23 protein-coding genes are annotated in these 25,751 nt (G+C 70.2%); 12 read left to right on the forward strand and 11 right to left on the reverse strand.

All coding sequences use genetic code 11. The annotated features are described in order from the left end of the window. The first annotated feature begins 97 nt into the window (after positions 1 to 97). Together ACWEOW_RS01755 and ACWEOW_RS01760 are read left to right on the forward strand one after the other, a co-directional pair. A complete protein-coding gene (locus tag ACWEOW_RS01755; RefSeq protein ID WP_452267419.1) occupies positions 98 to 682 on the forward strand; it encodes a carboxymuconolactone decarboxylase family protein in 585 nt (194 codons plus the stop codon). Between the two features lie 2 nt (positions 683 to 684). Beyond that, a complete protein-coding gene (locus tag ACWEOW_RS01760) occupies positions 685 to 1,572 on the forward strand; it encodes an RNA polymerase sigma-70 factor (RefSeq protein ID WP_452267420.1) in 888 nt (295 codons plus the stop codon). A gap of 223 nt (positions 1,573 to 1,795) precedes the next feature. Here the strand turns inward: ACWEOW_RS01760 and ACWEOW_RS01765 are convergent, their stop codons facing one another. The 3 genes from ACWEOW_RS01765 to ACWEOW_RS01775 are packed head-to-tail and all read right to left on the reverse strand — an operon-like array spanning position 1,796 to position 5,552. Continuing rightward, complete coding sequence (locus ACWEOW_RS01765; protein WP_452267421.1) at positions 1,796 to 2,788, reverse strand: BadF/BadG/BcrA/BcrD ATPase family protein; 993 nt, start codon at positions 2,786 to 2,788, stop codon at positions 1,796 to 1,798. Positions 2,789 to 2,804: 16 nt separating this feature from the next. Then, a complete protein-coding gene (locus tag ACWEOW_RS01770; RefSeq protein ID WP_452267422.1) occupies positions 2,805 to 3,575 on the reverse strand; it encodes a sugar isomerase domain-containing protein in 771 nt (256 codons plus the stop codon). A gap of 36 nt (positions 3,576 to 3,611) precedes the next feature. Beyond that, positions 3,612 to 5,552: a DUF5107 domain-containing protein gene (locus tag ACWEOW_RS01775; protein WP_452267423.1), complete on the reverse strand. Its 1,941-nt coding sequence runs from the start codon at positions 5,550 to 5,552 to the stop codon at positions 3,612 to 3,614. A 149-nt stretch (positions 5,553 to 5,701) separates the two neighbouring features. On the opposite strand from ACWEOW_RS01775, the gene ngcE reads away from it, so the two are divergent. The 4 genes from ngcE (at position 5,702) to ACWEOW_RS01795 (ending at position 10,292) form a co-directional block, all read left to right on the forward strand. Beyond that, on the forward strand, positions 5,702 to 7,117 hold the full coding sequence (gene ngcE, locus ACWEOW_RS01780) for an N-acetylglucosamine/diacetylchitobiose ABC transporter substrate-binding protein (protein WP_452267424.1): 1,416 nt from the start codon (positions 5,702 to 5,704) through the stop codon (positions 7,115 to 7,117). A 129-nt stretch (positions 7,118 to 7,246) separates the two neighbouring features. Continuing rightward, positions 7,247 to 8,221 carry a carbohydrate ABC transporter permease gene (locus ACWEOW_RS01785; protein WP_452267425.1) on the forward strand — a complete coding sequence of 325 codons (975 nt, stop codon included), beginning with the start codon at positions 7,247 to 7,249 and terminating at the stop codon, positions 8,219 to 8,221. After that, positions 8,221 to 9,123 carry a carbohydrate ABC transporter permease gene (locus tag ACWEOW_RS01790; protein WP_452267426.1) on the forward strand — a complete coding sequence of 301 codons (903 nt, stop codon included), beginning with the start codon at positions 8,221 to 8,223 and terminating at the stop codon, positions 9,121 to 9,123. The genes ACWEOW_RS01785 and ACWEOW_RS01790 overlap by 1 nt, the downstream gene beginning before the upstream one ends. 359 nt (positions 9,124 to 9,482) lie before the next feature. Continuing rightward, positions 9,483 to 10,292 carry a DeoR/GlpR family DNA-binding transcription regulator gene (locus tag ACWEOW_RS01795; protein ID WP_452267427.1) on the forward strand — a complete coding sequence of 270 codons (810 nt, stop codon included), beginning with the start codon at positions 9,483 to 9,485 and terminating at the stop codon, positions 10,290 to 10,292. A 9-nt stretch (positions 10,293 to 10,301) separates the two neighbouring features. On the opposite strand, the gene ACWEOW_RS01800 is transcribed toward ACWEOW_RS01795, so the two are convergent. The 5 genes from ACWEOW_RS01800 to ACWEOW_RS01820 form a co-directional block, all read right to left on the reverse strand. Then, positions 10,302 to 11,318: an aldo/keto reductase gene (locus tag ACWEOW_RS01800; protein WP_452267428.1), complete on the reverse strand. Its 1,017-nt coding sequence runs from the start codon at positions 11,316 to 11,318 to the stop codon at positions 10,302 to 10,304. A gap of 64 nt (positions 11,319 to 11,382) precedes the next feature. Continuing rightward, positions 11,383 to 12,969, reverse strand: coding sequence for an MFS transporter (locus tag ACWEOW_RS01805; RefSeq protein WP_452267429.1), 1,587 nt, complete (start codon positions 12,967 to 12,969; stop codon positions 11,383 to 11,385). Beyond that, positions 12,966 to 13,862: an aldo/keto reductase gene (locus ACWEOW_RS01810; RefSeq protein ID WP_452267430.1), complete on the reverse strand. Its 897-nt coding sequence runs from the start codon at positions 13,860 to 13,862 to the stop codon at positions 12,966 to 12,968. The genes ACWEOW_RS01805 and ACWEOW_RS01810 overlap by 4 nt, the downstream gene beginning before the upstream one ends. After that, positions 13,862 to 14,746: a helix-turn-helix transcriptional regulator gene (locus ACWEOW_RS01815; protein WP_452267431.1), complete on the reverse strand. Its 885-nt coding sequence runs from the start codon at positions 14,744 to 14,746 to the stop codon at positions 13,862 to 13,864. The genes ACWEOW_RS01810 and ACWEOW_RS01815 overlap by 1 nt, the downstream gene beginning before the upstream one ends. A 108-nt stretch (positions 14,747 to 14,854) precedes the next feature. Further along, the gene (locus tag ACWEOW_RS01820) at positions 14,855 to 15,319 is read right to left on the reverse strand and encodes a winged helix-turn-helix transcriptional regulator (RefSeq protein WP_452267432.1); all 465 of its coding nucleotides are present in this window, start codon (positions 15,317 to 15,319) and stop codon (positions 14,855 to 14,857) included. Positions 15,320 to 15,423: 104 nt separating this feature from the next. Here ACWEOW_RS01820 and ACWEOW_RS01825 point away from each other — a divergent pair, with 104 nt between their 5' ends. Then, positions 15,424 to 15,930 carry an SRPBCC family protein gene (locus ACWEOW_RS01825; protein ID WP_452267433.1) on the forward strand — a complete coding sequence of 169 codons (507 nt, stop codon included), beginning with the start codon at positions 15,424 to 15,426 and terminating at the stop codon, positions 15,928 to 15,930. An 81-nt stretch (positions 15,931 to 16,011) separates the two neighbouring features. Further along, positions 16,012 to 17,460, forward strand: coding sequence for a wax ester/triacylglycerol synthase domain-containing protein (locus tag ACWEOW_RS01830; RefSeq protein WP_452267434.1), 1,449 nt, complete (start codon positions 16,012 to 16,014; stop codon positions 17,458 to 17,460). Positions 17,461 to 17,516: 56 nt separating this feature from the next. Here ACWEOW_RS01830 and ACWEOW_RS01835 read toward each other — a convergent pair whose 3' ends face one another. Both ACWEOW_RS01835 and ACWEOW_RS01840 read right to left on the reverse strand, forming a co-directional pair. Next, a complete protein-coding gene (locus ACWEOW_RS01835; RefSeq protein WP_452267435.1) occupies positions 17,517 to 18,260 on the reverse strand; it encodes an ABC transporter permease in 744 nt (247 codons plus the stop codon). Beyond that, positions 18,257 to 18,985, reverse strand: a complete 729-nt coding sequence (locus ACWEOW_RS01840) for an ABC transporter ATP-binding protein (protein ID WP_452267436.1) — start codon at positions 18,983 to 18,985, stop codon at positions 18,257 to 18,259. The genes ACWEOW_RS01835 and ACWEOW_RS01840 overlap by 4 nt, the downstream gene beginning before the upstream one ends. A 207-nt stretch (positions 18,986 to 19,192) precedes the next feature. On the opposite strand from ACWEOW_RS01840, the gene ACWEOW_RS01845 reads away from it, so the two are divergent. Continuing rightward, positions 19,193 to 20,368, forward strand: coding sequence for a sensor histidine kinase (locus tag ACWEOW_RS01845; protein WP_452267437.1), 1,176 nt, complete (start codon positions 19,193 to 19,195; stop codon positions 20,366 to 20,368). Next, positions 20,365 to 21,060: a response regulator gene (locus tag ACWEOW_RS01850; protein ID WP_452267438.1), complete on the forward strand. Its 696-nt coding sequence runs from the start codon at positions 20,365 to 20,367 to the stop codon at positions 21,058 to 21,060. The genes ACWEOW_RS01845 and ACWEOW_RS01850 overlap by 4 nt, the downstream gene beginning before the upstream one ends. A 58-nt stretch (positions 21,061 to 21,118) precedes the next feature. Here ACWEOW_RS01850 and ACWEOW_RS01855 read toward each other — a convergent pair whose 3' ends face one another. Then, a complete protein-coding gene (locus ACWEOW_RS01855; RefSeq protein ID WP_452267439.1) occupies positions 21,119 to 23,836 on the reverse strand; it encodes an ATP-binding protein in 2,718 nt (905 codons plus the stop codon). 155 nt (positions 23,837 to 23,991) lie between these two features. On the opposite strand from ACWEOW_RS01855, the gene ACWEOW_RS01860 reads away from it, so the two are divergent. Both ACWEOW_RS01860 and ACWEOW_RS01865 read left to right on the forward strand, forming a co-directional pair. After that, entirely contained in the window at positions 23,992 to 24,570 is a 579-nt protein-coding gene (locus tag ACWEOW_RS01860) for an OsmC family protein (RefSeq protein ID WP_452267440.1), read from the forward strand. After that, positions 24,567 to 25,727 carry an NAD(P)/FAD-dependent oxidoreductase gene (locus ACWEOW_RS01865; protein WP_452267441.1) on the forward strand — a complete coding sequence of 387 codons (1,161 nt, stop codon included), beginning with the start codon at positions 24,567 to 24,569 and terminating at the stop codon, positions 25,725 to 25,727. Before ACWEOW_RS01860 ends, ACWEOW_RS01865 begins: the two co-directional genes overlap by 4 nt. The last annotated feature ends 24 nt before the right edge of the window (positions 25,728 to 25,751 follow it).

Here is a 25,751-nt window from a genome sequence, read left to right on the forward strand (position 1 = left end):
GCCACCCACCGGTCGAGTGAGCGCCCGGCCCCAGGGTGTGTCACAACGAGCGGCCGGCCGGCGTCTGGATGTCATACCGACTACACAGGAGGACGACATGACTGGAACGACCCGCATTCCTCCCGCCGACATCACCGGCTTCAAGGGTGCCCTGATCAAGCGGTTCGCGAGGAAGGCTCTGGGCCAGGTGCCGAGCTCGCTCGGTGTCTACTGGCACAACCAGAAGGTGCTGATGAGCATGACGTCCGTCGGCGGCAAGGTCCAGAAGTGGGACGCCTGCGACGAGCAGCTCAAGTCGTTCGCGCACATGGCCGTCGCGGCCCAGGTCGGCTGCAGCTGGTGCTTGGACTTCAACTATTTCGAGGCCCACAACAAGCACCTCGACATGGACAAGGCCCGCGAGATCCCGCGCTGGCGCGAGGCGGATGTCTTCTCGCCGCTCGAGCGCGAGGTGCTGGCCTACGCCGAGGCGATGACTGTCACCGAGCCGACGGTGACGGACGAGATGGTCGCATCGCTTCGCGCCCGCCTTGGTGAGGCCGCGCTCGTCGAGCTCACGGCGACCATCGCGTTCGCGAACCTCACGACGCGAGGCAACGTCGCCCTCGGCATCGAGGCCGACGGCTTCGCGGCAGCCTGCGGCCTGAAGCCGCTCGCCCAGCCCACAGCCGTAGTGTCGTGACAGTGACCGTGACCGACGACCCGTTCATCGCCAACCGAGGGCTGCTCTTCACTGTCTCGTACGAGATGCTCGGGTCCGCGGCCGACGCCGAGGACGTTGTGCAGGACACGTGGTTGCGGTGGGACGCCATCGGTGAGCGGGCGCGCGCCGCAGTGGACAACCCGCGCGCGTATCTCGTTCGGATGGTCACCCGCAAGGCCCTGGACCGGTTGCGCTCGAACGCCCGACGGCGCGAGGACTACGTCGGCGAGTGGTTGCCGGAGCCGCTGCTCACCGCCCCGGACCTGGCCGACGATGTCGTGCTGGCCGACAGCGTGTCGATGGCCATGCTCACCGTGCTCGAGACGCTGACACCCAGCGAGCGCGCGGTCTTCGTGCTGCGCGAGGTGTTCGACACGCCGTACGGCGAGATCGCAGAAGCTGTCGGCAAGTCCGCGGCCGCCGTTCGGCAGATCGGCCACCGGGCGCGCGAGCACGTCGCGGAGCGGCGGCCTCGCATGGAGGTCAGTCGCGGTGAGCAACAGGAGGTGGTCGAGCGGTTCCTAGCGGCCGTCGCTCACGGCGACCTGCAGGGGCTGCTGGACGTCTTGGCACCCGATGTCGTGCTGGTTGCCGACGGCGGTGGAGTCGCCCAGGCGCTCGTCAACCCCGTGGCCGGCGCCAAGAAGGTCGCCAACCTGCTGCGGCCGTTCACGCGGCTCGTCCCGGGTGCACAGATCCTGCCGATCATGCTCAACGGCACGGTCGGGGCCCGGGTAGTCGGCACCGACGACGGCTACGACACGGCGATCAGCTTCGTCGTCGAGGACGGCCTCATCAGCCGCATCTATGCCGTCCGCAACCCGGCCAAGCTCGGTCAGATCGACGTCGCAGCGCCGATCAGCCGCTAGCAAGCCGGCGGCATACCGTGGGGCTGATGTGACGGAGCGCCCACTCGACGGGGGGTGATCCTCGGACGTGGCCGCGCTACAGAATCCAGCCGCGGTCGAGCGAGTGTCGCAGTTCTGGGCGACTCACCTACCAGGTACTGCCGCGGCTGGATCTCGTAGGACTGCCCTGCTGATCAGGCGCGATGTCGCGCGCGCTCTGGCGGTCGGCGACCCCGGGCTCGTCTCAGGATCGACCCCTCAACTGGTCGATGGACCGTGTGAGGCGAGCCAGGGTGTCGCTGTCGACGACGGCTCGGCCGCGTAGCAAGCCGACGATCGCCGCACCAGCCACGCCGTCGTGGGCGGTGCGGACGTCGGCGCCCTCGAGCTCCCTCGTCAGCGCACCGCCCGACGATCGGCCGGGGTCGAGAAGCCCCTTGACGACGACGCTTCCACCGAGGACCACCGGCAGCTCGTCGTGTCCGTCACGAACCAGGCGCAGTGTCCTGGCCAGGGCTTCCTCCGCCTCCGCCGTGATCGCCGCCGCGGTCGCATCGCTGGCCTCGGCACGGAACGCCAGCGGCGCCAGCCGGGCGAGCCGAACCGGTTGGCCGTTGTAGGACCAGCTGACCAGGGCCCGAAGCAGCGCCGACCGGTCTCCCTCCGCCGGGCCCAGGCCGAGCTCTTCGATCACCAGACGCGTCAGCTCCGTCGGTTCGCCGGCCCGGTCGAGGTCGGCGGCGACCGCGCGCGCAACCTTGCGACCGATCCAGAAGCCTGATCCGTTGTCGCCGAGCAGCCACCCGGTCCCGTCGACGATGCGCTCGGTGACCAGGTCCTGGAAGCGGGCAGCGATGGCCCCCGTGCCTGCGACGAGTGCGACACCCGCTGGCTCGACGGCTGAGGAGTGGTACATCGCGAGGATGTCGGATGCTCTCGTGAACTCGGCCCCCGGCACTCCGAGCGCCTGTGCCACGGCACGCTGCTGGAGCAGGTGCTCCTCGCCCGCGGCCGCCAGCACCAGTCCGCGCACGTCGTCCGGTCCGAGCGACGCCGAGGCCAGTGCAGCCGAGGCGGCCTCGGCCAGCGCTGCCAGGGCACGTTCGGCGCCGACCGCCGTGGCGTTGCCGCTCGTGGAGGCGCCGTAACCCAGGCACTCGGCATCGGCGGACACCACCACCGCACGGGTGTGCGAGCCGCCCGCGTCGATGGCCAGCAGCACTCCGGTTTCCCTCACTCAGCCATTCTCCAGCTCAGGCGGTACGACGGATCCGGCCCTCGTAGCGTCCTTCGAGCACGGTGTTGTGCTCGTCGCCGCCGGGGATGTTGGCCGACAGATAGAGCGGCGCCTGTCCTCCCGACTGCGCAAGCGTCTTGGCGACGCCGATGGTCAGGAGCTGCGCGATGTAGGCGGCGGTGATCGACGAGACAGCCCCGACGGGGGCATCGAGATCTGTGACGAGAGTGGCGTCGCCGTAGGGCGCGAGGTTGTCGATGACGACGTCAGCGACATCGGCCAGTCGCTTCCCACTGGGGTGCTTCGGCGACACCCGCGCAGTGTGCTCCAGGCTGGTCACCGCGATGACGCGGTGACCAGCCTGGCGCGCCAGCAGGGCCAGGCCGACGACCGAGCCGTTGACACCGGAGTTGGACGCGATCACGAAGACGTCCTCGGGGTGGCGGTTCACCGTGGCGAACAGATCGTCTGCGATCTGAGGATCCCGTTCCAGCGGGGGGCGGCCGTCCAGCTCCGCGAGCGTGTGCTGCCCGTAAAGGACGGAGTCGCGTAGGGCGACCTTGTTCGTGGGGATGAGTCCGCCGGCCCGACCTGCGATCTCCATCGCAAACGCCTCGGAGTGGCCGGTACCGAATGCATGGATCACTCCGCCCCGCTCGATGCACTCGGCAAGGATGGTGATGGCGGGGTCCAGCCCACCCTCGGAGGCCAGCCGGGTGAGGGTGTCCAGTCGCGTACCAACCTGCGCGGCGAACGCCGCGACGTCATCGGGAGCCTTCGCCCACATTCGTCTCTCCTATCGTTGCGCTACGTCAGACTCTGTTCAGGGGTGGGCCCCGGGCGACATCCGGAAGTCCAGGTGCCGCGGCACGGGGTCCCCGGGGCGCAGCCGCTGCCACACCTCGGACAGGGTCCGGTCGCCCTCGGCGAGGTCCGGCACCTCGAGCGCATCCAGGATCTCGAGCGCCGCTGCGTCCTGCCCGAGTGCGGCCAGCGCCTCGGCCAGAAGCATCCGAGTGCGCCCGTGGTCGCGTACCGCCTCCGGCAGGGCGGCCACCGCGGCCACGACCTCGCCCGGGCGCCCCGCGTCCCGCAGGGCCACGAGACGCTCGACCGCGAGACGGCGGTCGTCCGGAGCGAGGGAGCATGCGCGCTGGTACAGCGCGTCTCGCGCCGTCGCGTCGCCGGCGAGCAGCGCCTGACCGCGCAGTGACACCGCGGTGGGCTGCAGCTCGGCACTACGACGGTATGCCGTGTGGGCGCCGTCCAGGTCACCCCGCAGATGGCGTGCGGTGCCGAGCGCGTACTGGGCCCACCAGCCAGCCTTTCGTTCTCCGGCCTCCGACAACCGCGGCACCCAGCGGTCGGAGACCAGGGGCAGGGTCGGTCGCGTCGGGTCGATGTGGTCAAGGGCCGTGAGGTCGTCCGACTCGACGAGCCGGAGCAGGGGCAGGCTCTCGTCCCCGACCTCCGGGAACGGCGTGCCCGGCAGCTGTGGTGCGCCACGAAGTGCCAGCTCGGCCCGCCCCCAGCCCGAGCCGGTGTGGACTGCCTCGCCGGGGGCGAGGTCGGCCACGCCGTTCAGCCACCGGTCGTGCTGCATCGCGAGCCAGCTGGGCGGCGTGACCGCATGGACGGCATCACGTGCGGCCCGTGCTGCGGCGCCGTAGTCCGCCGCCACCACGGAGGCGTCGAGCTCCAGCGGCGCGAACGCCTCCGTCCACGTCCTGCTGGCGTACCCGTCGAGCAGGTCGTGCTCGAGCTGGGTCGGGCAGATGCCCGCCTGGATCTCGAGGTAGCGGGTCCCCTTGATGCCAAGCCAGTCCTGCCAGTGCTGGCCGCCGGGTCCGTGCCCCCACAGGAACAGCTTTCGACCGCGAAGGGCCGCTGTGGACGTCTGGGCGAGCCCACGACCGTCGGGTTCCACGGCGGTGACCAGCCGGCCCTCCTGGTCACCGACCTCGTAGAAGTAGTCGGCGGCATACCGGCTGGCGCTGGGCACGCTGACGTCGACCGAGCCGTCGGGGAACGGCACGTTCACCCGCTCGAGCACGCCCGCGTAGTCCGTGCGCCAGGCGCTCTCGGCGGGCACGAGGACCCGGGTCCCCGGCGTCTCCGGCACGGCGATGTTGGTCCAGTAGTAGAGAGGCTTGGGTTCGGGGTCCGGGTTGAGCACGCGGGTGGATGCCATCAGGCGGGAGTCGCTGAGCCACAGGTCGACCTGCAGGACGAGGTCGCGGGTCCGCTCCCATTCCCAGAGGCGGACCACCGGGCCGAGAGGTGTGTCCAGGATGGCAGCGTGCATGGGCAGGTTGGAGGTGGTGCTGTGGCCGGTCGAGCCGAGGTTCCACTCGATGCCGCCGGCGAACCATGCGTCGGTGAGGCCGAAGTTCGCCCAGCGCAGCCGTGGGTTCTGGTGGACCAGCTCGCGACCAGTCGCCTCGTCGACCAGGGACCAGACCCGCCCCCCGAGCGAGGGCAGCACCAGAGCGCGAATGCGGCCGTTGCCGAGCTCGATGGCCTGGATCTCCACCTCGTGGTCCGCGCGGTCGTAGTCGCTTCGGACGCCGTACGGCAGCGGCGACGAGATGCGCCCGCGTCGGACACGCTCCATCATGTCCGGTGGGGCCTCGTCGCTCACCTGCGTGGTGATCGGCCCGCGCACCGGCGTGAGAGCCGGCAGCGGGCTCGCCGGGCCGGGAAGCGAGCCCGTCACGACCAGGGACCTGCGATGCGCGTAGGTGGCGGATCGGGGCGCGGTCACGAATGGAGTCTGATTGTTACTGATTGCTTTGGTCAAGATCCTTGACACAATCAATCACTGACTCCACCATGTGGTGATCACGGCACCCAGCGTGTCGCCAAGCACGGGCGGGGCACCGGGCCTCGCGCGACCCAGGAAGTAGGGAGCGGATGGATCCTCGGAACAGCCAGGTTGATCGGCGCACGATCCTGCGGGTGGCGTTGGCGGGCGGAGTGGTGTTGCCCGCACTGTCCCTCGCAGGATGCGCGACCAGTAGCGGCGGCTCGTCGACGAACACGAGCGCCGCGGGCGCCGCAAAGAGCGACAAGAACCCGTTCGGCATGGCCGCCAACAGCACGGTCGAGGCGGTCATCTTCAACGGTGGCTACGGCTTCGACTACGTCACCTTCGCGGCGGGGGTGCTCGAGAAGGCGCAGGCCGGCAGCAAGGTGACGGTGAAGCCCTCGACACAGATCGCGCAGGAGCTCCAGCCGCGGTTCGTCGGTGGCAACCCGCCGGACCTCATCGACAACTCTGGCGCGAACGCGATCGGCCTCAACACCATCGTCGACCAGCTCGAGGACCTCAAGGACGTGTTCGAGGCCAAGAACCTCGAGGGCACGACCATCAAGGACACCCTGTACCCGGGCGTCGAGGCGCCCGGCACCATCAACGGCAAGCTCGCTGCCATCAACTACGTCCAGACCGTCTACGCCATCTGGTACTCCGCCGCCCTCTTCGAGGAGAACGGCTGGACCGTCCCCAAGACGTGGGACGAGGCGATCGCCCTCGGCGCCAAGGCCAAGGCCAAGGGCAAGTACCTCATGCTCTGGGGCAAGGAGGCCGCGACCTACTACCAGACGCTCGCCATCGCCTCGGCCATCAAGGAGGGCGGCGACGAGGTGCGGCTCGCACTGGAGAACCTCAAGCCGAACGCCTGGAGCCTGCCGGCCGTCCAGGGCGTGTTCAAGGCCCTCGAGACGATCGTCAAGAACGGCTACATGAAGCCCGGCGGCGCCGGCACCCAGTTCACCGCCGCGCAGGCCCAGTGGAGCAACGACCAGGCCGCCCTGCTCTACCCCTCGGGCTCGTGGATCGAGAACGAGATGAAGAAGCAGACCAAGGACGGCTTCAAGATGACCGGCGCGCCCGAGCTGACGCTCACGTCGGGATCGAAGATGCCCTACACGGCTCTGCACTCGGCGGCCGGCGAGCCGTTCGTCGTCCCGAGCAAGGCCAAGAACGTCGCCGGTGGCAAGGAGCTCCTGCGGGCGATGCTGTCCAAGGAGTCGGCCACCAACTTCGCCAAGACCAAGCTCGCCCCGACGATCGTCAAGGACACGGTCCCGGCCGACGGGTTCGGCTCCACGGCACTGCAGTCCCAGGGCAAGATGCTCGCGGACGCCGGCACCGACGTGTTCACGTGGAACTTCGTCGACGTCTACGGCATGAACCAGGACCAGCTGGTCCCGTGGAACGCGTTCCTCTCAGGGCAGATCGACGCCGCGGGGCTCACCAGCCAGCTGCAGAAGATCACCGACAAGGTCGCAAACGACTCCTCGGTCAAGAAGGTCGAGGTCAAGTGACCCGGTGCCCGGCCCGGTGCCACACAGCCGGGCCGGGCACACTCTTGTCCACCACCTGCCGGTGCCGGGTGGGCCGGCAGCCGTGCTAGTGGCACCAGCCGACCCGCAGCAGCAAAGGGGACAGCGCCCATGACCGCAGTCATTCCACAGACCGGCACACCGACAGTGTCAAAACGGCGTCGCCGACGTATGCCGGCGTCGCGCCGGGCCTTCGTCCTGCTGACCCTCGGCCTCCCGTTCCTGTTCTATGCGGTGTTCGTCCTCTGGCCGTTCGCGCAGGCGTTCATCTACTCGCTCACCAACTGGAGCGGGTTCTCCGACACGTTCGACTTCGTCGGCCTCTCCAACTACACGGCCCTGCTCAACGACGACACCTTCCTGCAGGCCGTCCGCAACAACCTGCTGCTGGCGATCGTCGTACCGTTCGTGTGCATCGCCCTAGCGCTGGCGTTGGCGACGCTCGTGACCGTGGGCGGGTCGAGCACCGGCGCAGTCCGGGGCCTCGGCCACTCCTCGTTCTACCGGATCGTGTCCTTCTTCCCGTACACGATCCCGGCGATCGTCATCGGCCTGATCTGGTCGCAGATGTTCGACCCGTCCAGCGGGCTGGTCAACGGGCTCCTCACGAGTCTCGGCCTGAGCCAGTTCACGTCGTTCGCCTGGCTGGGTGAGGTCAGCACCGCGATGCCGGTGTCGATGTTCGTCATCATCTGGGGCTTCGTCGGGTTCTACATGGTCCTGTTCATCGCGGCCATCAAGGGCATCCCGGCCGAGCTCTACGACGCGGCCCGGGTCGACGGCGCCGGCCGGATCCGGATGACCATGATGGTCACCCTGCCGATGGTGCGCGAGACGATCCAGACGGCATACATCTATCTCGGAATCCTCGCGCTCGACGCGTTCGTCTACATGGCCGCCCTCAACGCCAGCGGTGGCCCGCAGAACTCCACCCTGACGATGACTCAGGACCTGTTCAACACGGCGTTCAAGAAGGGGCAGTTCGGCCTCGCCAGCGCCATGGGTGTGGTCCTCGCGGTCCTGACGCTGCTCTTCGCCGCCGTCGTCTTCCTCGTCAACCGCCTGACCAAGGGGAAGGACAGCTGATGGGCGTCGCCAACCCGCCCCGCACCGCCGCGACCGCCAAGGCGCCGAAGGAGCAGGTGCCCAGCCCGGCCCCGAAGGGCGAACGAGCCGTCACCGCCGTGTCGCACATCGTCCTCACGATGTGGTCGATCATCGTGATCCTGCCCTTGGTGTGGGTGTTCCTGTCGTCGTGGAAGACCACCGGCGAGATCTTCAAGTCACCGCTCGCGCTGCCCCAGCACTGGAGCTTCGACAACTACATCGGCGCCTGGACCGACTCGCACATCGGCCGGTACATGCTCAACTCGGTCATCGTCGTGACCTCGGCACTGGTCATCGTCATGGTCCTGGGCTCCGCGGCGGCATACTCCCTCGCCCGGTACCCGTTCCCCGGCAGCGGCGTCGTCTACTACTTCATCCTGGCCGGTCTGACTTTCCCGATCTTCCTCGCGATCGTGCCGCTGTTCTTCGTCCTGAAGAACGCTGGGCTGCTGAACACGCTCCCAGGGCTCGTGGCCACCTACGTCGCGTTCGCGTTCCCGTTCACGGTGTTCTTCCTCTATCCGTTCTTCCGGGCCCTCCCACAGGAGATCGCCGAGGCGGCCGAGCTCGACGGCGCCGGGGAGTGGCGCACCTTCGCGCAGGTGATGGTCCCGATGGCGCGGCCGGGGATCGTGGCGATCGCCATCTTCAACTTCCTCGGGCTGTGGAACCAGTTCTTGCTCCCGATCGCGCTCAACACCAACGAGGACAACTACGTGCTGTCCCAGGGGATGGCGCGGTTCGCTTCGCAGGCGGGGTATGCCGTGGACTTCGGCCAGCTCTTCGCGGCCGTGGTCATCACCATCGTCCCCGTCCTGGCGGTGTACATCTTCTCCCAGCGACAGCTCCAGGGCTCGCTCTCCCAGGGCACGCTGAAGTAGACCAGCGCGGCCGTGTGCGGAGGCTGGCCGTCTCCCACTCGGCGGCTGGTGTGCCCCGGCGACGGACACGCGCGAGGCCTGCCGATGCGGTCATGCCCCGAGACCACGCGGCGGGGCTTCGACGCGCGCGCCGCGTTCACATTCAGCCACAAATGTGCTTAGATTCGACTGATTCGAACCCCTCCCGATCGAAATCAATCAGTCAAAGTCGTGGCGACAGGCACGCCAGCAGGCACAACGACTCATCGCGAGCGCGTTGCGCGACACCCATTGATGGATAGAGGGGAGAGGCGCTTGATTCCGATCACCACAGCCGTCGACCACGGGCGCGGCGGCCTCGTCTCCGTCCGGGAGCGGTCATGACCGCACGACGGTCCAGGGCCGCCGACCGCGGCTCGCGCTGGAGCACCCTGCTCGGGCTGCTCGCCGAGCGGGGACGGCTCAGCGTCGCCGAAGCCGCGGAGTCGCTCGGCGCCTCCGAGGCCACCGTCCGCCGCGACTTCGGCGACCTGGCCGCACAGCAGCTGGCCACCCGCACCCATGGCGGGATCGTCGCGACGGCTGTCGCCTACGACCTCCCCGCTCGGTACAAGCAGGCCGGCAGCGACAGCGCCAAGGAGCGCGTCGCGACCTACGCCGCCGACATCCTCATGGAGGGCACGGTCGTCGGGCTCAACGGCGGGACGACGACGAGCGCGGTCGCGCGCCGCCTGGCAGCGCGGTCCGACCTGGCAGAGTCGTCCACGCACCCCGCGATCACGGTCGTGACCAATGCCCTCAACATCGCCACCGAGATGGTGCTGCGACCGTTCGTGCGGTGCGTGTCGCTCGGTGGGGTCGCACGGCCGGAGTCCTATGAGCTCACCGGCCCGCTGGCGTCGATGGTTCTCGGCGAGCTGTGGCTCGATACCGCGGTGATCGGCGTCGACGCCGTCTCGGCCCAGGCCGGCGCCACGTGCCGGCACGAGGGCGAGGCCGGCATCAACTCGCTCATGGTCCGGCGCGCCGAGCGAGTGATGGTCGTCGCCACAGGTGCCAAGCTGGGTGACCGCGCGTTCGCGCGGATCTGCCCGGCGAGCCGGATCGACGTCCTCGTCACCGACGAGTCCGCCGATCCCGCCGCCGTGGCGGACCTGCGGGCGGCCGGTGTCACCGTCGAGGTGGTCTGAGCCGCTCACCTAGGGCGATGGCGGCGGCGCGTCTCGGTTGGTCATGGCGTCCTGCGTCTCGGGGTAGCGTGCGCCGACGATCTGGATCTGATCGGCAGCGGCACGTAGCTCGCTCAGCTGGGCCTCACTCAGCTCCACGCCCGAAGCACCGGTGTTCTCCTCTAGTCGAGAGAGGCGCTTGGTGCCTGGGATGGGCACGATCCACGGCTGCTGGTGAAGCAGCCAGGTCAGCGCGAGCTGGGCGGGGCTGGCGCCGGTCTCCGCCGCGATCCGGTTCAGCACCTCGACCAGGGCGAGGTTGGCCCGGAGCGCCTCACCCTGGAACCGCGGTGTCTTGCCCCGGAAGTCGCTCTCGGCGAACGTCGTGGTCGCGTCGATGGTGCCGGTCAGGAAACCCTTGCCGAGCGGGCTGTAGGGCACCAGGCCGATGCCGAGCTCGTCCAGGACCGGAATCGTGTCGTGCTCGCGGTCGCGCCACCACATCGAGTACTCGCTCTGCACCGCCGTGACCGGGTACACCTCATGGGCACGCCGCACGGTGGAGGCGGCCGCCTCAGACAGCCCGAAGTGCAGCACCTTGCCTGCCTCGACCAGCTCCTTGACGGTGCCGGCGACGTCCTCGATCGGGACCTCGGTGTCGACCCGGTGCTGGTAGTACAGGTCGATGTGGTCGGTACGCAGCCGTCCCAGCGAGTTGTCGACGGCAAGGCGGATGCTGTCCGGCCGACTGCTGAGACCGCCGGGCTCGACGCCGTTCTCGCTGAACGCGAACCCGAACTTGGTGGCGATCTTCACCTCGTCGCGCACCGGTGCGAGTGCCTCTCCGACGATGTCCTCGTTCGTGAACGGCCCGTAGACCTCGGCCGTGTCGAAAAACGTGACGCCGAGGTCCACCGCATGCCGGATCAGCGCGATCGAGTCCTGCCGAGACGGGCCGCCGGTGTTGCCGTAGGCGCCCGTCAGGCTCATACAGCCCAGACCGATCTCGGAGACGGTCAGGCCTGTGCCAAGGGTTCGTTGCTTCATCAAGACTCCTTCGGGTCGTCTATCCCAGTCGGTCGGTCAGAGTGCCCTTGCTGCCGTGCGTCTGTCACGGGGGCAGCAGGTGGATGGCTGTCGCCGGCGGGTCGGAGAAGCCGAGCGCGGCCTGCTCGACGGCCTGGTCGGCACCGGTGAGCCGGCCCTCGTGCTGGCGCAGGTGCTCCTCCCAGGTCGCCACCCAGAACTGCTCCACGAACCGGTCACGGTGCTCAGCGTCGCGGGACAGCTCCCACCGGATCCCACCCGTGCGCAGCCGGGATCGTCGCAGCTGCTGCATCGCGGCCAGCCACTGCTGCTCCCGCTCGGGCGCGATCGTGTAGCTCCCCGCGACCTGCACCGGCCCGGTCGCCGGGTCCGGCGGCAGAGCCACGCGGGCCTCGCCCCAGTAGGCGACCGGGTCCAGGTCGTCGGCGCCCGCGTCGGGCACGCGCCGGATCAGGCCGATGCCCACCGCCAGCAAGGCCAGCACGGCCGAGACCGTGAACGACGCGACCAGCCCGACGCGCGTGGCGACGACGCCCCAGACCATCGCACCGACCGCTTGGCATCCGGTGAAGACCATCGTCCAGATCGCCATCCCGCGCGCCATCACCCAGCGCGGCAGGAACAGCTGCAGCTCCCCCACCAGCGTCGAGATGGTCGTCGTCCAGGACAGGCCCGCAGCCACCAGGATCACCAGGGTCAGGCCGAAGCTCGACGTCCTCACGGTCGCGAGCAGAGCCACAGACATCAGCACTCCAGCCACGGTCAACGTGGCGTTGGTCGACAGGACCAGCCGAACCCGGCCCAGCACCAGCGCACCCGCGATCGCCCCGATCCCCAGAGCCGCGAACATCACCCCGTACCCGCCCGGCCCGACGCCCAGCTGTCGCGATGCGATCAGCGGAAGTAACGCCCACAGTCCCGACGCCGGCAACAAGAACACGGACAGCCGGACCAGGATCCGGCGTGCAGCCAGGTCATGCCACGCGTACCGGCCACCGGCCCGCAGCGCCGGCCAGAACCGTTCCCGAGTCGAGGTGGTCTCGGTGGGGACGCGGCGCCAGAACAACAGCGCGACAGCGAGCGGGATCACGGACAGCGCATTCAAGGCGAACACCGTCGGCACGCCGAATCTCGCAAGCACCACGCCGGCGAGCGCCGGGCCGGCGGCCCGGGACACGTTGACGCCGACCATCTCCAGCCGCGCCGCGGACCGGATCTGTGGACGCGGAACCAGCTCTGGGGTGCTGGCCTGCCAGGCAGGCAGCTGCACCGCCGCACCGGCCCCGAGCAGGAACGTGAACACCAGCAGCAGCGACGGCGGCATCCGCCCGACGAGGGTCAGCGCCAACAGCGCGAGCCCCGCTACCAGGAAGTACACCTGAACGCTGAACAGCAGCCATCGCTTGTCGAACGAGTCCGCGAGCACCCCTGCCGGCATCGCCAGCAGCATCACCGGCAGCGTGTTCGCCGCCTGCACCAGCGCCACCACCGCCGCCGCGCCCGGGGCATCGACCAGCAGCCACTGCGCACCCACGGTCTGCATCCAGGTCCCCATCCCGGAGACCAGCACCCCGACCCAGAGCGCCGCGAAAGTACGCTGCCGCAGGGGAGCCCATGGCGATGACTCCAGCACTTCGGGCCGTGAGGTCATCTTTCCGGCGGGAGGTCGGGCTCGGGGATCGGCAGCCCGTGCTTGGCCAGGCTGATGTCCTCGGGCTCTGGTCCACCGCGCCTGCCGGTTTCGAGGCCGTCGATGGCGGCCAGCTCGTCGTCGGTGAGCGTGAAGTCGAAGACGTCGATGTTCTCGGCGATCCGCGCGGGCTTGGTGGACTTGGGGATGACGGATCGGCCGTGCTGGAGGCCCCAGCGAAGCATGACCTGAGCGGGCGACTTGCCGTGGGCCTGCGCGACCTTGCCGATGACGGGGTCTTCGAGCGCGCTGGTGTGGCCGCTGTCGCGGTAGAAGGTGATGCCGCCGATGGGTGACCACGCTTGGTTGAGGATGCCGTGCTCGACATCCACGTCCTGGACCTCTCGCTGCTGGAAGTAGGGGTGGATCTCGAGCTGGTTGACGGCCGGGACGACCGACGCGACCTCGAGCAGCGCGCGGATGTGGTCGACCATGAAGTTGCTGACGCCGATGGCGCGGACCGAGCCGTCGGCGAGGAGCGTCTCCAGCGCGCCATAGGCCGCGAGCGTCTTGTCGAAGTTGCTCGGCAACGCCTGGTGGAGGATGAGCAGGTCGACCTGGTCGACGCCCAGCTTGCGGGCACTCTTGTCGAAGGCGTGCAGGGTCTCGTCGTGCCCGTAGTCGCTGATCCAGACCTTGGTCTCGACGAAGATCTCGTCCCGCGGGATGCCGGAGCTCCGGATCGCGTCGCCGACTTCGCGCTCGTTGCCGTATGCCGCGGCCGTGTCGATATGCCGGTAGCCGAGCTCGAGCGCTGCCGTGACGGCGGCGCGGGTCTCGTCGGCAGGCGTCTGGAAGACGCCCAGGCCGAGGGCCGGCATACGGACGCCGTTGTTGAGCGTCAGAGTCTGCATCAGGGGGTCCTTCCGGGGATGACGCGCACGGGTGCGGTCGGTGCGCGGGGAGTCGTCGTCCAGCTGGCGAGCAGGGCGATGGCGTCCGCGGCCGGGCTGTCCGGTGCGGCCGTGTAGACGTTCAGTCGTTGGCCCTCGTCGCCGGGCAGCGTGAACGCCTCGAAGTCGAGGGTGATCTCGCCGACGAGCGGGTGGTGGAAGCTCTTGGTGCCGGAGCGGTGGTAGCGGACGTCGTGCGCCGCCCACAGATGCCGGAATCTCTCGCTGCGAGTGGACAGCTCGCCGATGAGGTCCTGCAGCTCCTTGTCGTAGGGGTCGCGGCCGGCCTCGGCCCGCAGGTACGCGACGGCGTCGCCCTGAACCCTCTCGTAGTGGGTGAAGAACTCCGCGGCGTCCGGGTTGAGGAACACGAACCGGGCCGTGTTCGGGTGGTCCGACTCCTCGAAGATCGGGCTGTAGAGGGCCCGGCCGAGGTCGTTCGCGGCGAGGATGTCGAAGCGGCCGTTGCGCAGGTAGGCCGGCGTCGGCATCAGGTCGAGCATCCGCTGGATGGTGGGCCTGACCCGCCGACGCGACGGCGCCCTACGGGCCGGCCGGCGCGTCGAGGCCGACCGGACCAGACGGTAGAGATGGTCACGCTCGGCCTCGTCCAGCTGCAGGGCATGGGCGACACCGTCCAGGACACTGTCGGACACCGCGCCGACGTTGCCGCGCTCGAGCTTGGTGAAGTACTCCACGCTGATGCCGGCCAGCAGCGCCGCCTCCTCGCGACGCAGGCCAGTGACGCGGCGGTTCGACCCGTACACGGGCAGGCCGGCCTGCTCCGGGGTCAGCCGCGCCCGGCGGGTGACGAGAAAGTCGCGGAGCTCGTCCTTGGGATTCACGGTCTCCACGCTAGATACCCGGGCGACGTCAAGGCAGTCCCTGCCGGTACCCCTATAGGCAGGCAGCCCAGCTCGGCGAGCGCCTGATGCTCGCGCGGCGAGCCGCAATCAGGAGCGTCGGGGTCTGCGGTCGGCGAGGTACTCGGCTGGCATCCCGGGGCCGGGACGGACACCGATGTCGGCTGCGGGCACGGCTCCGTGCGTCTGACACACGGCCTCCACGTGCACCTGCCCGGCGCAGTCGTCGTGCAGGTAGACGATCGGCGGCTCGCCGGGCGCCGCCCACCGGTCACCCCAGTGCGTCAGCGCGACCATGGCGGGGGCGAGGTCGCGCCCCTTGTCCGTCAGCACGTACTCCCCCTCGTCGGACTGCATGATCCCGGCGGCGACGAACGCCTCGAGCCGGGTCGAGAGCACGTTGGTCGCGATGCCGAGGTTGTGCTGGAAGTCGCCGAACCGTGTCACGCCGGCGAAGACCGCGTCGCGCAGGATCAGCAGGCTCCACCGTTCCCCGACGAGCTCGAGGGCGCGGGCGAGGGAGCAGACCTGGGAGTCGTATGTCTTGCCGAGCATGGAAGAAGAGTAGGCCAAACCACTTGCATCATGAAAGTGCTGCGATCTAAGGTCACTTGCATCAAGCAAGTACGCATCCCCAGCGCACCGGAGGGCAACCACCCATGAGCAGCAACCTCACGCACACGTTCACCGTCGAGCAGACGCCTCACCAGGTCTTCGCCGCTATCACCGACGTCCGCGCCTGGTGGGGCAGCCTGGTCGGCGACACCCACACCATCGGCGCCGAGTGGGTCTACCTCGTGCCCGACATCCACTACACGAAGTTCCGCACGACCGAGCTCATCCCGGGCGAGCTCGTCGAGTGGCTCTGCGTCGACAGCTACCTGTCCTTCCCCGAGGACAAGCACGAGTGGACCGGCACGACGGTGCGGTTCGAGATCACCCAGCCCGACGGGCCGGCCGGTCGCACGAGGCTGACCTTCACCCATGTCGGGCTGACCAGCGATGTCGAGTGCTACGACGTGTGCAACACCGCTTGGGGGCAGTACATCCTGGGCAGCCTGCGCGACCTCGTCCTCGCCGGAGCGGGTCGGCCGATGTTCTTCAGCAACCAGGAGTCGCTCGACGCCGCCCTGGCCGGAACCGTCGAGAACCCCCGCGTCTCCTGACGCAACCGGAGACACGGCGCCGGGTCCCGGATCGTCGGCCAAACCGATGGCGGACGGCCGGCGCGGACCTACGGTCGGGGTGTGGACACATCGACTCCCCACCGCGCGGGTCGGGCCGCCGCACGGGTCGGTGGGCCGATCGATCGGCTCAGCCCCAACGACCTCACGGCACTGGTCACAGACCGGGGCCCGGCGCCGATGAACGTCGCCGCCGTCCTCGTCGTGGACGGCGGCGAGGAGCTGGCGCACCAGGAGGTCACGAGGCTCCTCGGAGAGCGGGTGGGCTCGGTCCCCCGCCTGCGTCAGTGCCTGCGGCACGCTCCGCCGGGCTGCGGCCGTCCCTACTGGGTGGACGACGACCGGTTCGAGATCGAGCGCCATCTGCACTTCGCGAGGGTCGACGGCGAGGGCGGCGAACACGGCCTCTGGGAGTATGCCGCACTGCGGGCCTGCACCCCCCTCCAGCGAGGCCGTCCGCTGTGGACTGCCCACTGGGTCAACGGGATCGGCGACGGCCGGGCGGCCTTGGTCATCGTGGCCCACCACGTCGTGGCCGACGGCATAGGTGGCCTGGCCGTCCTCGCAGCGCTCGCCGACCGGCCGGCCATCGCCCAGCCGGCCGTCCCCGACCACGCGGCCGTCGCCGGACGCACGGTGGGCGCCGGCCAGGCGCACCCCGCGCCGCGTCCAGCTCATCCGGGCGCGCGGCATACATCGCCGACGGTGGCCGAGCTCGCGACCGACGCCTGGCAGGCTCGCCTGGACGGCCTCCGTCATGCGGGGGCCAGGGCTCGACTCTCGGGAGCCGGCCTCCGGGCCCTCGGGATCGGGCGCCAACGTCCTCGGCTGGTGTCGCACACGTCCCTCAACCGCCCGACCGGCCCGCGCCGGCGCCTGGGCCTGGTCGAGCTCCCGCTCGAGGCTGCCGTGTCGGCGGCGCACCGGCACGGCTGCACCGTCAACGACGTCGTCCTGGCCGCGGTGGTGAGCGCGATGACGGACGTCCTCGAGAGCCGGGGCGAGCGGGTCGAGTCGCTGGTCGTGTCGGTGCCGTACTCGTCCCGCGCCGAGGCGGGTCCGGAACAGCTCGGCAACCGCGCCGGCGTCGTCCCGTTCCGCATCCCGGGCGCCGGGTCGAGCGCGCAGGAGCGGCTGCGCTCGGTGGCCGCGCAGTCGCGCGCCCAGCGTGGGCGGCCACGGGCGGCCTCCGCCGGCCCCCTCGGCGTGGCTTTCCGTGCTCTCGCGCGGGTCGGTGCCTTCCGGCTCTTCATCGACCACCAGCGACTGGTGCACACCTTCGTCACCAACGTGCGCGGGCCGTCGCGGCCACTCGCCTTCGGCGGCTGCGAGGTGAGCCGGGTCGTGCCGGTGGCGGTGACGCCGGGCAACACCTCGGTGACGTTCGACGTGCTGTCATATGCCGGGAGCCTGGGTGTCACCGTCGTGGCCGACCCCGACGCACTGCCCGATCCAGCGGGGCTCGCCAGTCGGCTCGAGACGCGGCTCGACGAGCTCGTCGCTGGCGGCTAGGGCGAGGCAGGGAAGGGCCGCCCGATCTCGGATCGGGCGGCCCTTCGGCTTGTCTCTCAGTGGGATTCGCGACTCAGGGTGAACCGCGCGGCGACGGCTGACAACGCGATGGCCCACCCGGTCAGGACTGCCGCTGACGCCACGGGCGAGAGCAGTGCCGAGCCGGCGCTACCGACGCTGGTGAGGGCCAGCGCCGCACCGGCGGGCATCCACTTGGCGATGTCGGGAGCGACGGTCGCGAGGATTCCGGTCTCCACCAAGAGGGCCCACGCGAGGGTGCCCAGGATGGCGGCGACCGTGTTGCGGGTGATCGCGCCGACGGCGACGCCGAGCATCCCCCACAAGGCCGAAGACACTGTGGCCCCGACCCACAGCTGGGTCACGTCGACCGGCAGCGACTCGACGCCGCGGGTGCCGTACACGATGTGTGCCTCGAGCAGCGCCATGCCGAAGACCGTCGCGCCGAGGATGGCACCCAGCCCGGCGGCGGTGACGAGCTTGGCTGCGAGCACCCTGCCACGGCGGGGGGTGGCGAGGTAGGTCGAGACGATGGTCCGGGTGCGGTACTCCCCCGCCATCATGATGATGCCGATGGCGAGCATGACCATCGAGGTCAGTGCCGCCACGGACAGCGCGTGGTTGACCTGGTCGGTCGAGCCGAACGGCGGGCCGCCCGGGTTGGGGACCAGCGCGTTGGAGGCGACCGACACCGCTCCGAGCACCACCGTGACGGCGAGGCTGACCCACGCGGCGGGCGTGGTCCGGAGCTTGTGCAGCTCGAGAACGATGAGACGGGTCATGACCAGGACTCCTCGGCAGTGGTGGCGTGGGTGGGGTGGGTGACGCTCTGGAAGAGCGACTCGAGGTCGCTGTCGGCGACGAGGTCCGCGAGCTGCCCGGCGGCAGCGAGCCGGCCGGTGCTGATCACGATGAGGTCGTCGGCGACGGCCTCGACCTCGCTGAGCAAGTGGCTGGAGAGCAGTACGGTGCCGCCGCGGTCGGCGAAGCCACGCAGGAACCGACGCATCTCCCGGATGCCGTCCGGGTCGAGCCCGTTGAGCGGCTCGTCCATCACGAGAACCGATGGGTCTCCGACCAGGGCCGATGCCAGCGCCAGACGCTGCCGCATGCCGAGGGAGTAGCCGCCGACGCGCCGTCGGGCGGCTCCCCCGAGGCCGAAGCGCTGGAGCAGCTCGTCGGCGCGGCCAGGGTCGACGCCGGCCTGGCGCGCGGCGATCCGCAGGTGGTTGCGGGCGGACCGGTTGGGGTGGAATCCCTGGTCGAGGACGGCCCCGACGACGCGGGCCGGGTACTGCAGGTCGCGGTACGCGACGCCGCCGATGGTGGCGGTGCCGCTCGTCGGCTCGGCGAGGCCGAGCAGGATCTTCAGGCTCGTGGTCTTGCCGGCGCCGTTGGGCCCCACGAAGGCGGTGACCCGGCCGGGCATCGCCACGGCGGTGAACCCGTCGACGGCGGTGACGGCGCCGTAGCGCTTCGTCAGCTCGTGGAAGGACAGTGTGGACATGGCGGCTCCTGAGGTTGTCGGGTGCTCCCCTTTCGGGGTCGTCCACCACGGTCCGCCCCGAGCCGGGTCGTCGTCGTCGGCCCAGAGGGCGGTTCTCCGGCTCCCTCCGACGGCCGACGAGGGGACCGGCGCGCCCCCCGGCATACGCCTCTGGACGTACACCCGAAAGCCGATCCGCGCCCTCAGCAGCGCGCCTACCGTGGACGCATGGCCAGACGCTGGTGGCAGATGCCGCGCATGGACCCGCGCGTCTTCGACGCGGTCGTCGCGGCCGTGCTCCTGGCTCTGCTCGTCCTGTCGTTCCCGGGACATGTCATGCCGGGGCAGCGCCCCGCCGACGGGGTCGCCTGGTTGCTCGCGATAGGGCTCAGTGCCCCGTATGCCGTCCACCGCCGGTATCCGTCCGCGGCCCTGGCCGTGGCCCTGGCCTCGGTCCTCGCTTGGTCGGCAGCGCACTTCGCGCCCTACCCAGCGCTCGGCGTCTTCACCGTGCTGTTCGGCATCACCCTGCACGATGGTCGCCGCCGAGAGTCGGTCATCTCGCTCGTCGCCACCCTCGTCGCACTCGTCGCCGCGCTGGCGCTGCAGCCGCCAGGAGTGGCGGGTCCGAGCGACTGGGCCGCGACGCTCCTGGCAGCTCTGGTGGCGTGGCTGGCGGCCCACAACCTCAGGCAGCGGCGGCTGCGGTGGGCAGCGCTCGAGGAGCGGGCCCTGCTCGTCGAACGCGAACGCGCCGAACGCGAACGGGCTGCAGTCGCCGCCGAGAGGCTCCGGATCGCCCGGGAGCTGCACGACGTCGTCGCACACTCGATGTCACTCATCGCCGTGCAGGCGGGCGTCGGCGCGCACGTCATCGACACTGACGTCGCCAGCGCTCGCGCCGCGCTCGATGTCATCGAGTCGACGTCCCGCGATGCGCTGACGGAGATGCGGCGGATGCTCGGCGTGCTGCGGGACGGGACGGAACCCGCCGACGTGCGGCCGGCATACGGGCTCGCCGACCTCGACGACCTCGCGGCCGAGGTGCGACGGTCGGGACTCGGCGTGCTGCTCGACCGGCCCGCCGACGTGAGGTTGCCCGCCTCCCTCGACCTGACGGCATACCGCGTCGTGCAGGAGTCGCTGACGAATGTGCTCAGGCACGGCGGGCCCGTCGCGCACGTGCGCCTGGGGATGACGGACGACTGCGTGACGATCGAGGTGACCGACGAGGGACGCACGTCGGCTGAGCGTCGCGATGCTCCCGTCGGGTCCGGCGGGCACGGGCTGGCCGGGATGCGAGAGCGCATCGCGCTCTACGGCGGCACGTTCGAGGCGGGGCCGCTCGCGGGCGGTGGGTTCCGGGTGCGAGCAGTCCTTCCTCGAGTCCCGGCACCGCGATGACCGCGGCAGAGCCCATCCGGGTCGTGGTCGCGGACGACCAGGCGCTCGTGCGCGGCGCGTTCGTGCTGCTCGTCAACTCGGCACCCGACCTCGAGGTGGTCGGCGAAGCGGCCGACGGTGCTGAGGCGCTCGACCTCGTGGAGTCGCTCGCGCCGGACGTGGTGCTCATGGACATCCGGATGCCTGTCATGGACGGCCTGGCCGCGACCCGCAAGATCAGCGAGCTCGACTGCGCGACAAAGGTGCTCGTGCTCACCACATTCGACCTCGACGAGTATGTCTTCGCGGCGCTGCGCGCCGGGGCGAGCGGGTTCCTCGTCAAGGACACGCCACCCGCGGGCCTGCTCGACGGCATACGTGTCATTGCGCGAGGAGACTCCCTGCTCGGACCGACCGCGACCCGGCAGCTCATCGAGGAGTTCGTCAGACGAGGGACGCCGGAGCCGGGCGTCCCCAGCGCCGTGCCGCAGTCACTGGGAGCCTTGACCGACCGTGAGCGAGAGGTCCTCGGTCTGGTTGCGCGGGGGCTCTCGAACCGGGAGATCGGGGAGGCACTGTTCGTCTCCGCGGCGACCGTGAAGACCCATGTCAGCCGGCTCCTGATGAAGCTGGATGCCCGCGACCGCACCCAGCTCGTCGTCCTGGCCTACGAGTCGGGCCTGGTCAGTCGGCGAGCGTCGCCCGGCAGCTGAGCGCCGCAGCCATGCGTCGCGAGAGATCCGTGCGTCTGCCGCGAGAGCTGCGAGCTGTTCATCGCCGCGACCCCATCGGGTCTCCCTCGGCGAGGACGCGGGTCCGCTCGGCCTGATAGGGACATCCGAGCGCCGCGAACGTCTCGGTGAGCTCGAGGACCCCCGCGCGGTCCCCTGCGGCGATCGCTGCGGCGCGATCCACCATGGCAGCGGTGATCGGGTTGCCCTGCGTGGCCCGGCGGGCGCGTCCGACTCGGTCCGCTGCATCGTCCCAGCGCGCAAGCACGGCCGCCTCTGCCCAGACAGCGGCATACCAGGGTCGGAACAGCGTCTGACCGCCGTGCCACCAGGTCACCCCGTCGTCGATGTCGACCGCCAGCCGGCGCAAGGCGCTCGCCTCATCTCCCCGATGAAGATCCACCATGGCGTCGAAGGTCGTCTCCCAGGCGAATCGGTCGATGGCGGGTTGCCCGCCGATCAGGTCGTCGGTGACCCGCACCCAGTCGGCGCGGCGTGCGTCGTCACCGAGGATTCCGTGCACCATGGCCACCGCGTGGGCGCAGCTTGCGACGTTCGGCACGACCGGACGGCCATCGCGGTCCCAGCTCGACCGGAAGCCGGCTGCGTCGCGGAGGACGTCGTCGAACCGACCGGCAAGGGCCTTGACCTTGAGCCGGCGGGCAATGCCGAGAAAGTCCCCGTCGCGGTGGAACGGCAGGTGAGCGAGGCGGTCGGCGTACTCCACTGCACCGGTCAGGTCACCGGCCGCGAGCAGGACCTCGGACCCGTACTGGAGGTGATCGCTGTGCTCGAACCCCGCGCGCGGCACCATGGGCATCGACCCCACCAGCGCGTCCCGACGGCCCACCGTCTCGACCGCGGACGGGAGGTCGTTGAACCGAAGGTGCAATGCGGTCAACAGGTCCAGCGCAGCGTCCTCGAGGACCGGGTCACCCACTCGACCTGCCAGCTCGACCACCTGCTCCGCCCGGGTCACGGTGAGGTCGACGTAGTCGGCGAAAGCCTGTGCCACCGCCACGACCGCCTCGACGGCGTCTGATCCGTCCGAGTATGCGGTGGCCTCCGCGATGAGAGCCGCACCCTCGTCGGGCGTAGGGCGCTCCGACATGATGCCCGGCGCTCGAACCACCATCAGCGACATCCATGCGAGGTCGCGAGCGGCGCCCGGGGTGTCGCCCAGCGACAGCGCGAGGTCCGCGGCTCGACGGAGCAGCCGCACCATGTCGTTTCCTGCATACCCCGTGCCCGCTGCTCCAGCGGCGTTCCGCAGGTGCGCTATCCGTTGTTCCGGTGCCGGGTCCCACTCGGCGGCCTGCTCGAACAAGCGCTGGGCTTCGATGACACGGCCGCGGAGCCACAGCTGCTCAGCCAGCCGAGCGGCCAGCTCAGCGGCCTGGGCAGGGTGGCCATGCCGCGTGGCACAACGCAGCAGCGCGGCCCTGGCGTCATCGACAACCCGGTCGAGCCTCACGCACCACGCATCGTCGGGCTCCGCCGTCGCGATCTCGACGAGCCTGGCGCGGCAGAACGCCTCGTGGCGCAGCTCGATCTCGTGGCGCTCACCTGTTGCGTCGAGCTGCTCCTGGCCGTACTGCCGGATCGTCTCCAGGGCGCGGTATCGAGTCTCCACCCTGCGATCGACGAGCAGGAGGCTGTGATCCACCAGACGTGCAAGACCGTCGGCGGCCGCGGCCCGACTCTTCGACGGTGCCGCCACGGCATACGCGGCATCGACGTCGAACCACGACGCGAAGACGGCAACCCGGCGTAGCAACGCCCGGTCGGCGGAGTCGAGCAGATCGATGCTCCAGCTGATGGTGTCACGCAGCGAGCGGTGCCGTCCCGCGGTGTGGCCGCCGACGGTGAGAATGCGCAGCGGCTCGCGGAGTCCGGCCTCCAGCCCGTCGAGGCCGAGGGCCGGGTATCGCGATGCGGCCAGCTCGATCCCCAGCGCCACGCCGTCCAGCATCTGGCACAGCGCAGCGACTCGAGCGATATCGGTGACGACCTCGCCCGTGGCCTCGCCGACGCGGGCCCGGAACAGCTCGACCGCATCATCGACCGCGAGCCCAGGGACGGCGTACAGGCTCTCGTAGGGCACCAGCAGCCGGATCCGGCTCGTCGCCAGCACCGTCACCTCGGGACACCCGTTGACGATCAGCTCGACGCAGTCCCGGACGCCGTCGAGCAGGTGCTCGCAGTTGTCCAGCACCAGAACCCCGTCGCGGCGAGCCATCGCGGCGACCAAGGCCGCCTCCGGCTTCGATGCCCACTGCTGTGACGTGCCCACGGCATCCGCTACGGCGCCGACCACCCCGTCCGGATCGGTGACCCGCACGAGGTCGACGAACCAGGCGCCGTCACGGCGCTCCGAGGCGAGGTCGGTGGCGACGCTGAGGGCCAGTCGGCTCTTGCCGATCCCTCCGGCGCCGATGGCCGTGACCAGGCGATGCTCGCCGAGCGTCTGCGCCAGGGCGGCACGCTCGTCCAACCTCCCCACGAACGACGTCACCGGCACCGGTAGCCCGCCACCTCCGGGCCGATGCGACGCGGCGTGCCGGGCCAAGGCACGCCGGTCGGGCAGCTCGGTCTTGCGCAGGAGCGCCGCGACGTGCGCCTCGACCGTGCGCACCGAGATGACGAGCTCCGTCGCGATCTCGGCGTTCGTCATATGCCGGCCGACCAGCGCGAGCACCTCCCCCTCCCGCGCGGTCACCGTGGTCCAGGCCGCACCCGTGGCACCCGTGCCCCCCATGGCTCCCAGTGTGCCCCTAGCTGGAGGGGTACGAAGCGCGTAGGTAGTGCACATCGGTAGTGAGCACTGATGTGCCGGCGCGTGGTGCACGGCGACTCTCGATGTCACGGGCCCGGCCGCGGAGGGGCGGGCCACATCACCGACAGGAGCACACCATGAGCACCACTTCGATGACGACGAGGGACAACCCGGTGCGCAACGGCGTGGACACGCCCGCGCTGTTCGCCACGCTCGACGCGGTCAAGGGCGACCCGGACCTCGCCGAGTTCCAGTTCCGCGTGACGAACGAGTGGGTGAGCGGAACGCACAACAGGTCGACGATCCACGACTTCCATGGCTGCAAGCAGGAGATGACGCACGCGGCGACGTGGACGTACGACGCCGACCATCCGGCTGTGCTCGTCGGCAACGACAACGGCCCGACGCCGGTCGAATACGTCCTCCACGCCCTGGCGGCATGCCTTGCTTCGGGCTTGGCCAACATCGCCGCGGCACGCGGTGTGAACCTCGACCAGGTGACCACCCGGGTCACGGGCGACATCGACCTGCGCGGCATCCTCGGCCTCTCCGACGAGGCGCGCAACGGCTTCAAGCAGGTCTCGGTCCACTTCGCGCTGCGGGGCGACGACCCGGACAAGCTCCGTGCGGTCGTCGAGCAGTCGCGCCGCCGCTCAGCGGTGTACGACCTGCTGACCAACGGCGTCCCGGTGTCGATCGAGGTTGACGCCGGATGACGTACGACGTGGCCGTGGTCGGCGCCCGCGCCGCTGGCGCCTCCACCGCCCTCCTGCTGGCCCGCGCCGGCCTGAAGGTGCTGCTCGTGGACCGCGCCGCCTATGGCACCGACACGCTGTCCACGCACGCGCTCATGCGTGGCGGGGTGCTTCAGCTGTGCCGATGGGGACTGCTCGAGCGAGTGATCGGCGCGAGCACGCCGCCGGTGCGACAGGCCACCTTCCGATACGACGGCCGCGTCATCCGTGTCCCGATCAAGGCGACGCACGGGGTGAGCGCCCTGTACGCCCCCCGCCGGACCGTGCTCGACCCGATCCTGGTGGATGCCGCCGTCGCCGCTGGTGCCGATGCTCAGTTCGGGGTCGGGGTTGCCGATGTGGTTCGCGATCGCACCGGTGCGGTGAGGGGGCTGGTCGGTCGTCGGCGCGGTGGTCAGGCTTTTCGGGCGGAGGCGAGGATTGTGGTGGGGGCCGACGGGGTCCGGTCGACGATCGCCGACCGGGTCGGCGCCCCCTTCGATCGGGTCGGCTCGGGCGTCGGCTCGACCACGTACGGCTACTGGCCCGACGTGCAGGTGGACGGATACGAGTGGAACTTCCGTCCGAACGCCTCCTCCGGCGTCATCCCGACCAACGGCGGGATGGCCTGCGTCTTCGCGAGCGCGACCCCACGGCGGATCGGCCGCGGCGGGGCCCGCACCATCGTGGAGCTGCTGAGCGCCGTGGACCCTGATCTCGGTGCCCGCCTCGCGGCGGCACCACCTCCGTCGACGCGGACCTTCACCGGCCTGCGCGGGTTCGTCCGCCGTTCCTGGGGGCCTGGGTGGGCCCTGGTCGGCGACGCCGGCTACTTCAAGGACCCACTCAGCGCCCACGGGATCACCGATGCGCTGCGAGACGCCGAGCTGCTCGCCCGCGCGATCGTCGCAGCACTCGACGGCGCCAACGAACGCGATGCGTTGGAGGACTACCAGACGACCCGGGACTCGCTGTCGCGCAACCTGTTCGACGTGATGGACGTGATCTCCGGGCACCGCTGGACGGACGGCGAGATCGGCGACCTGCTGCTGAAGCTCAGCGCCGCCATGACGGCGGAGGTGGATGTCCTGGCCGGCCTGGGCGCCCCACCGGACATTCGCCTCAGCGCTTCCGGGTGACTGGCGTTTGGCCCATCCCGTCAC

This window comes from Monashia sp. NPDC004114, from assembly GCF_053603855.1.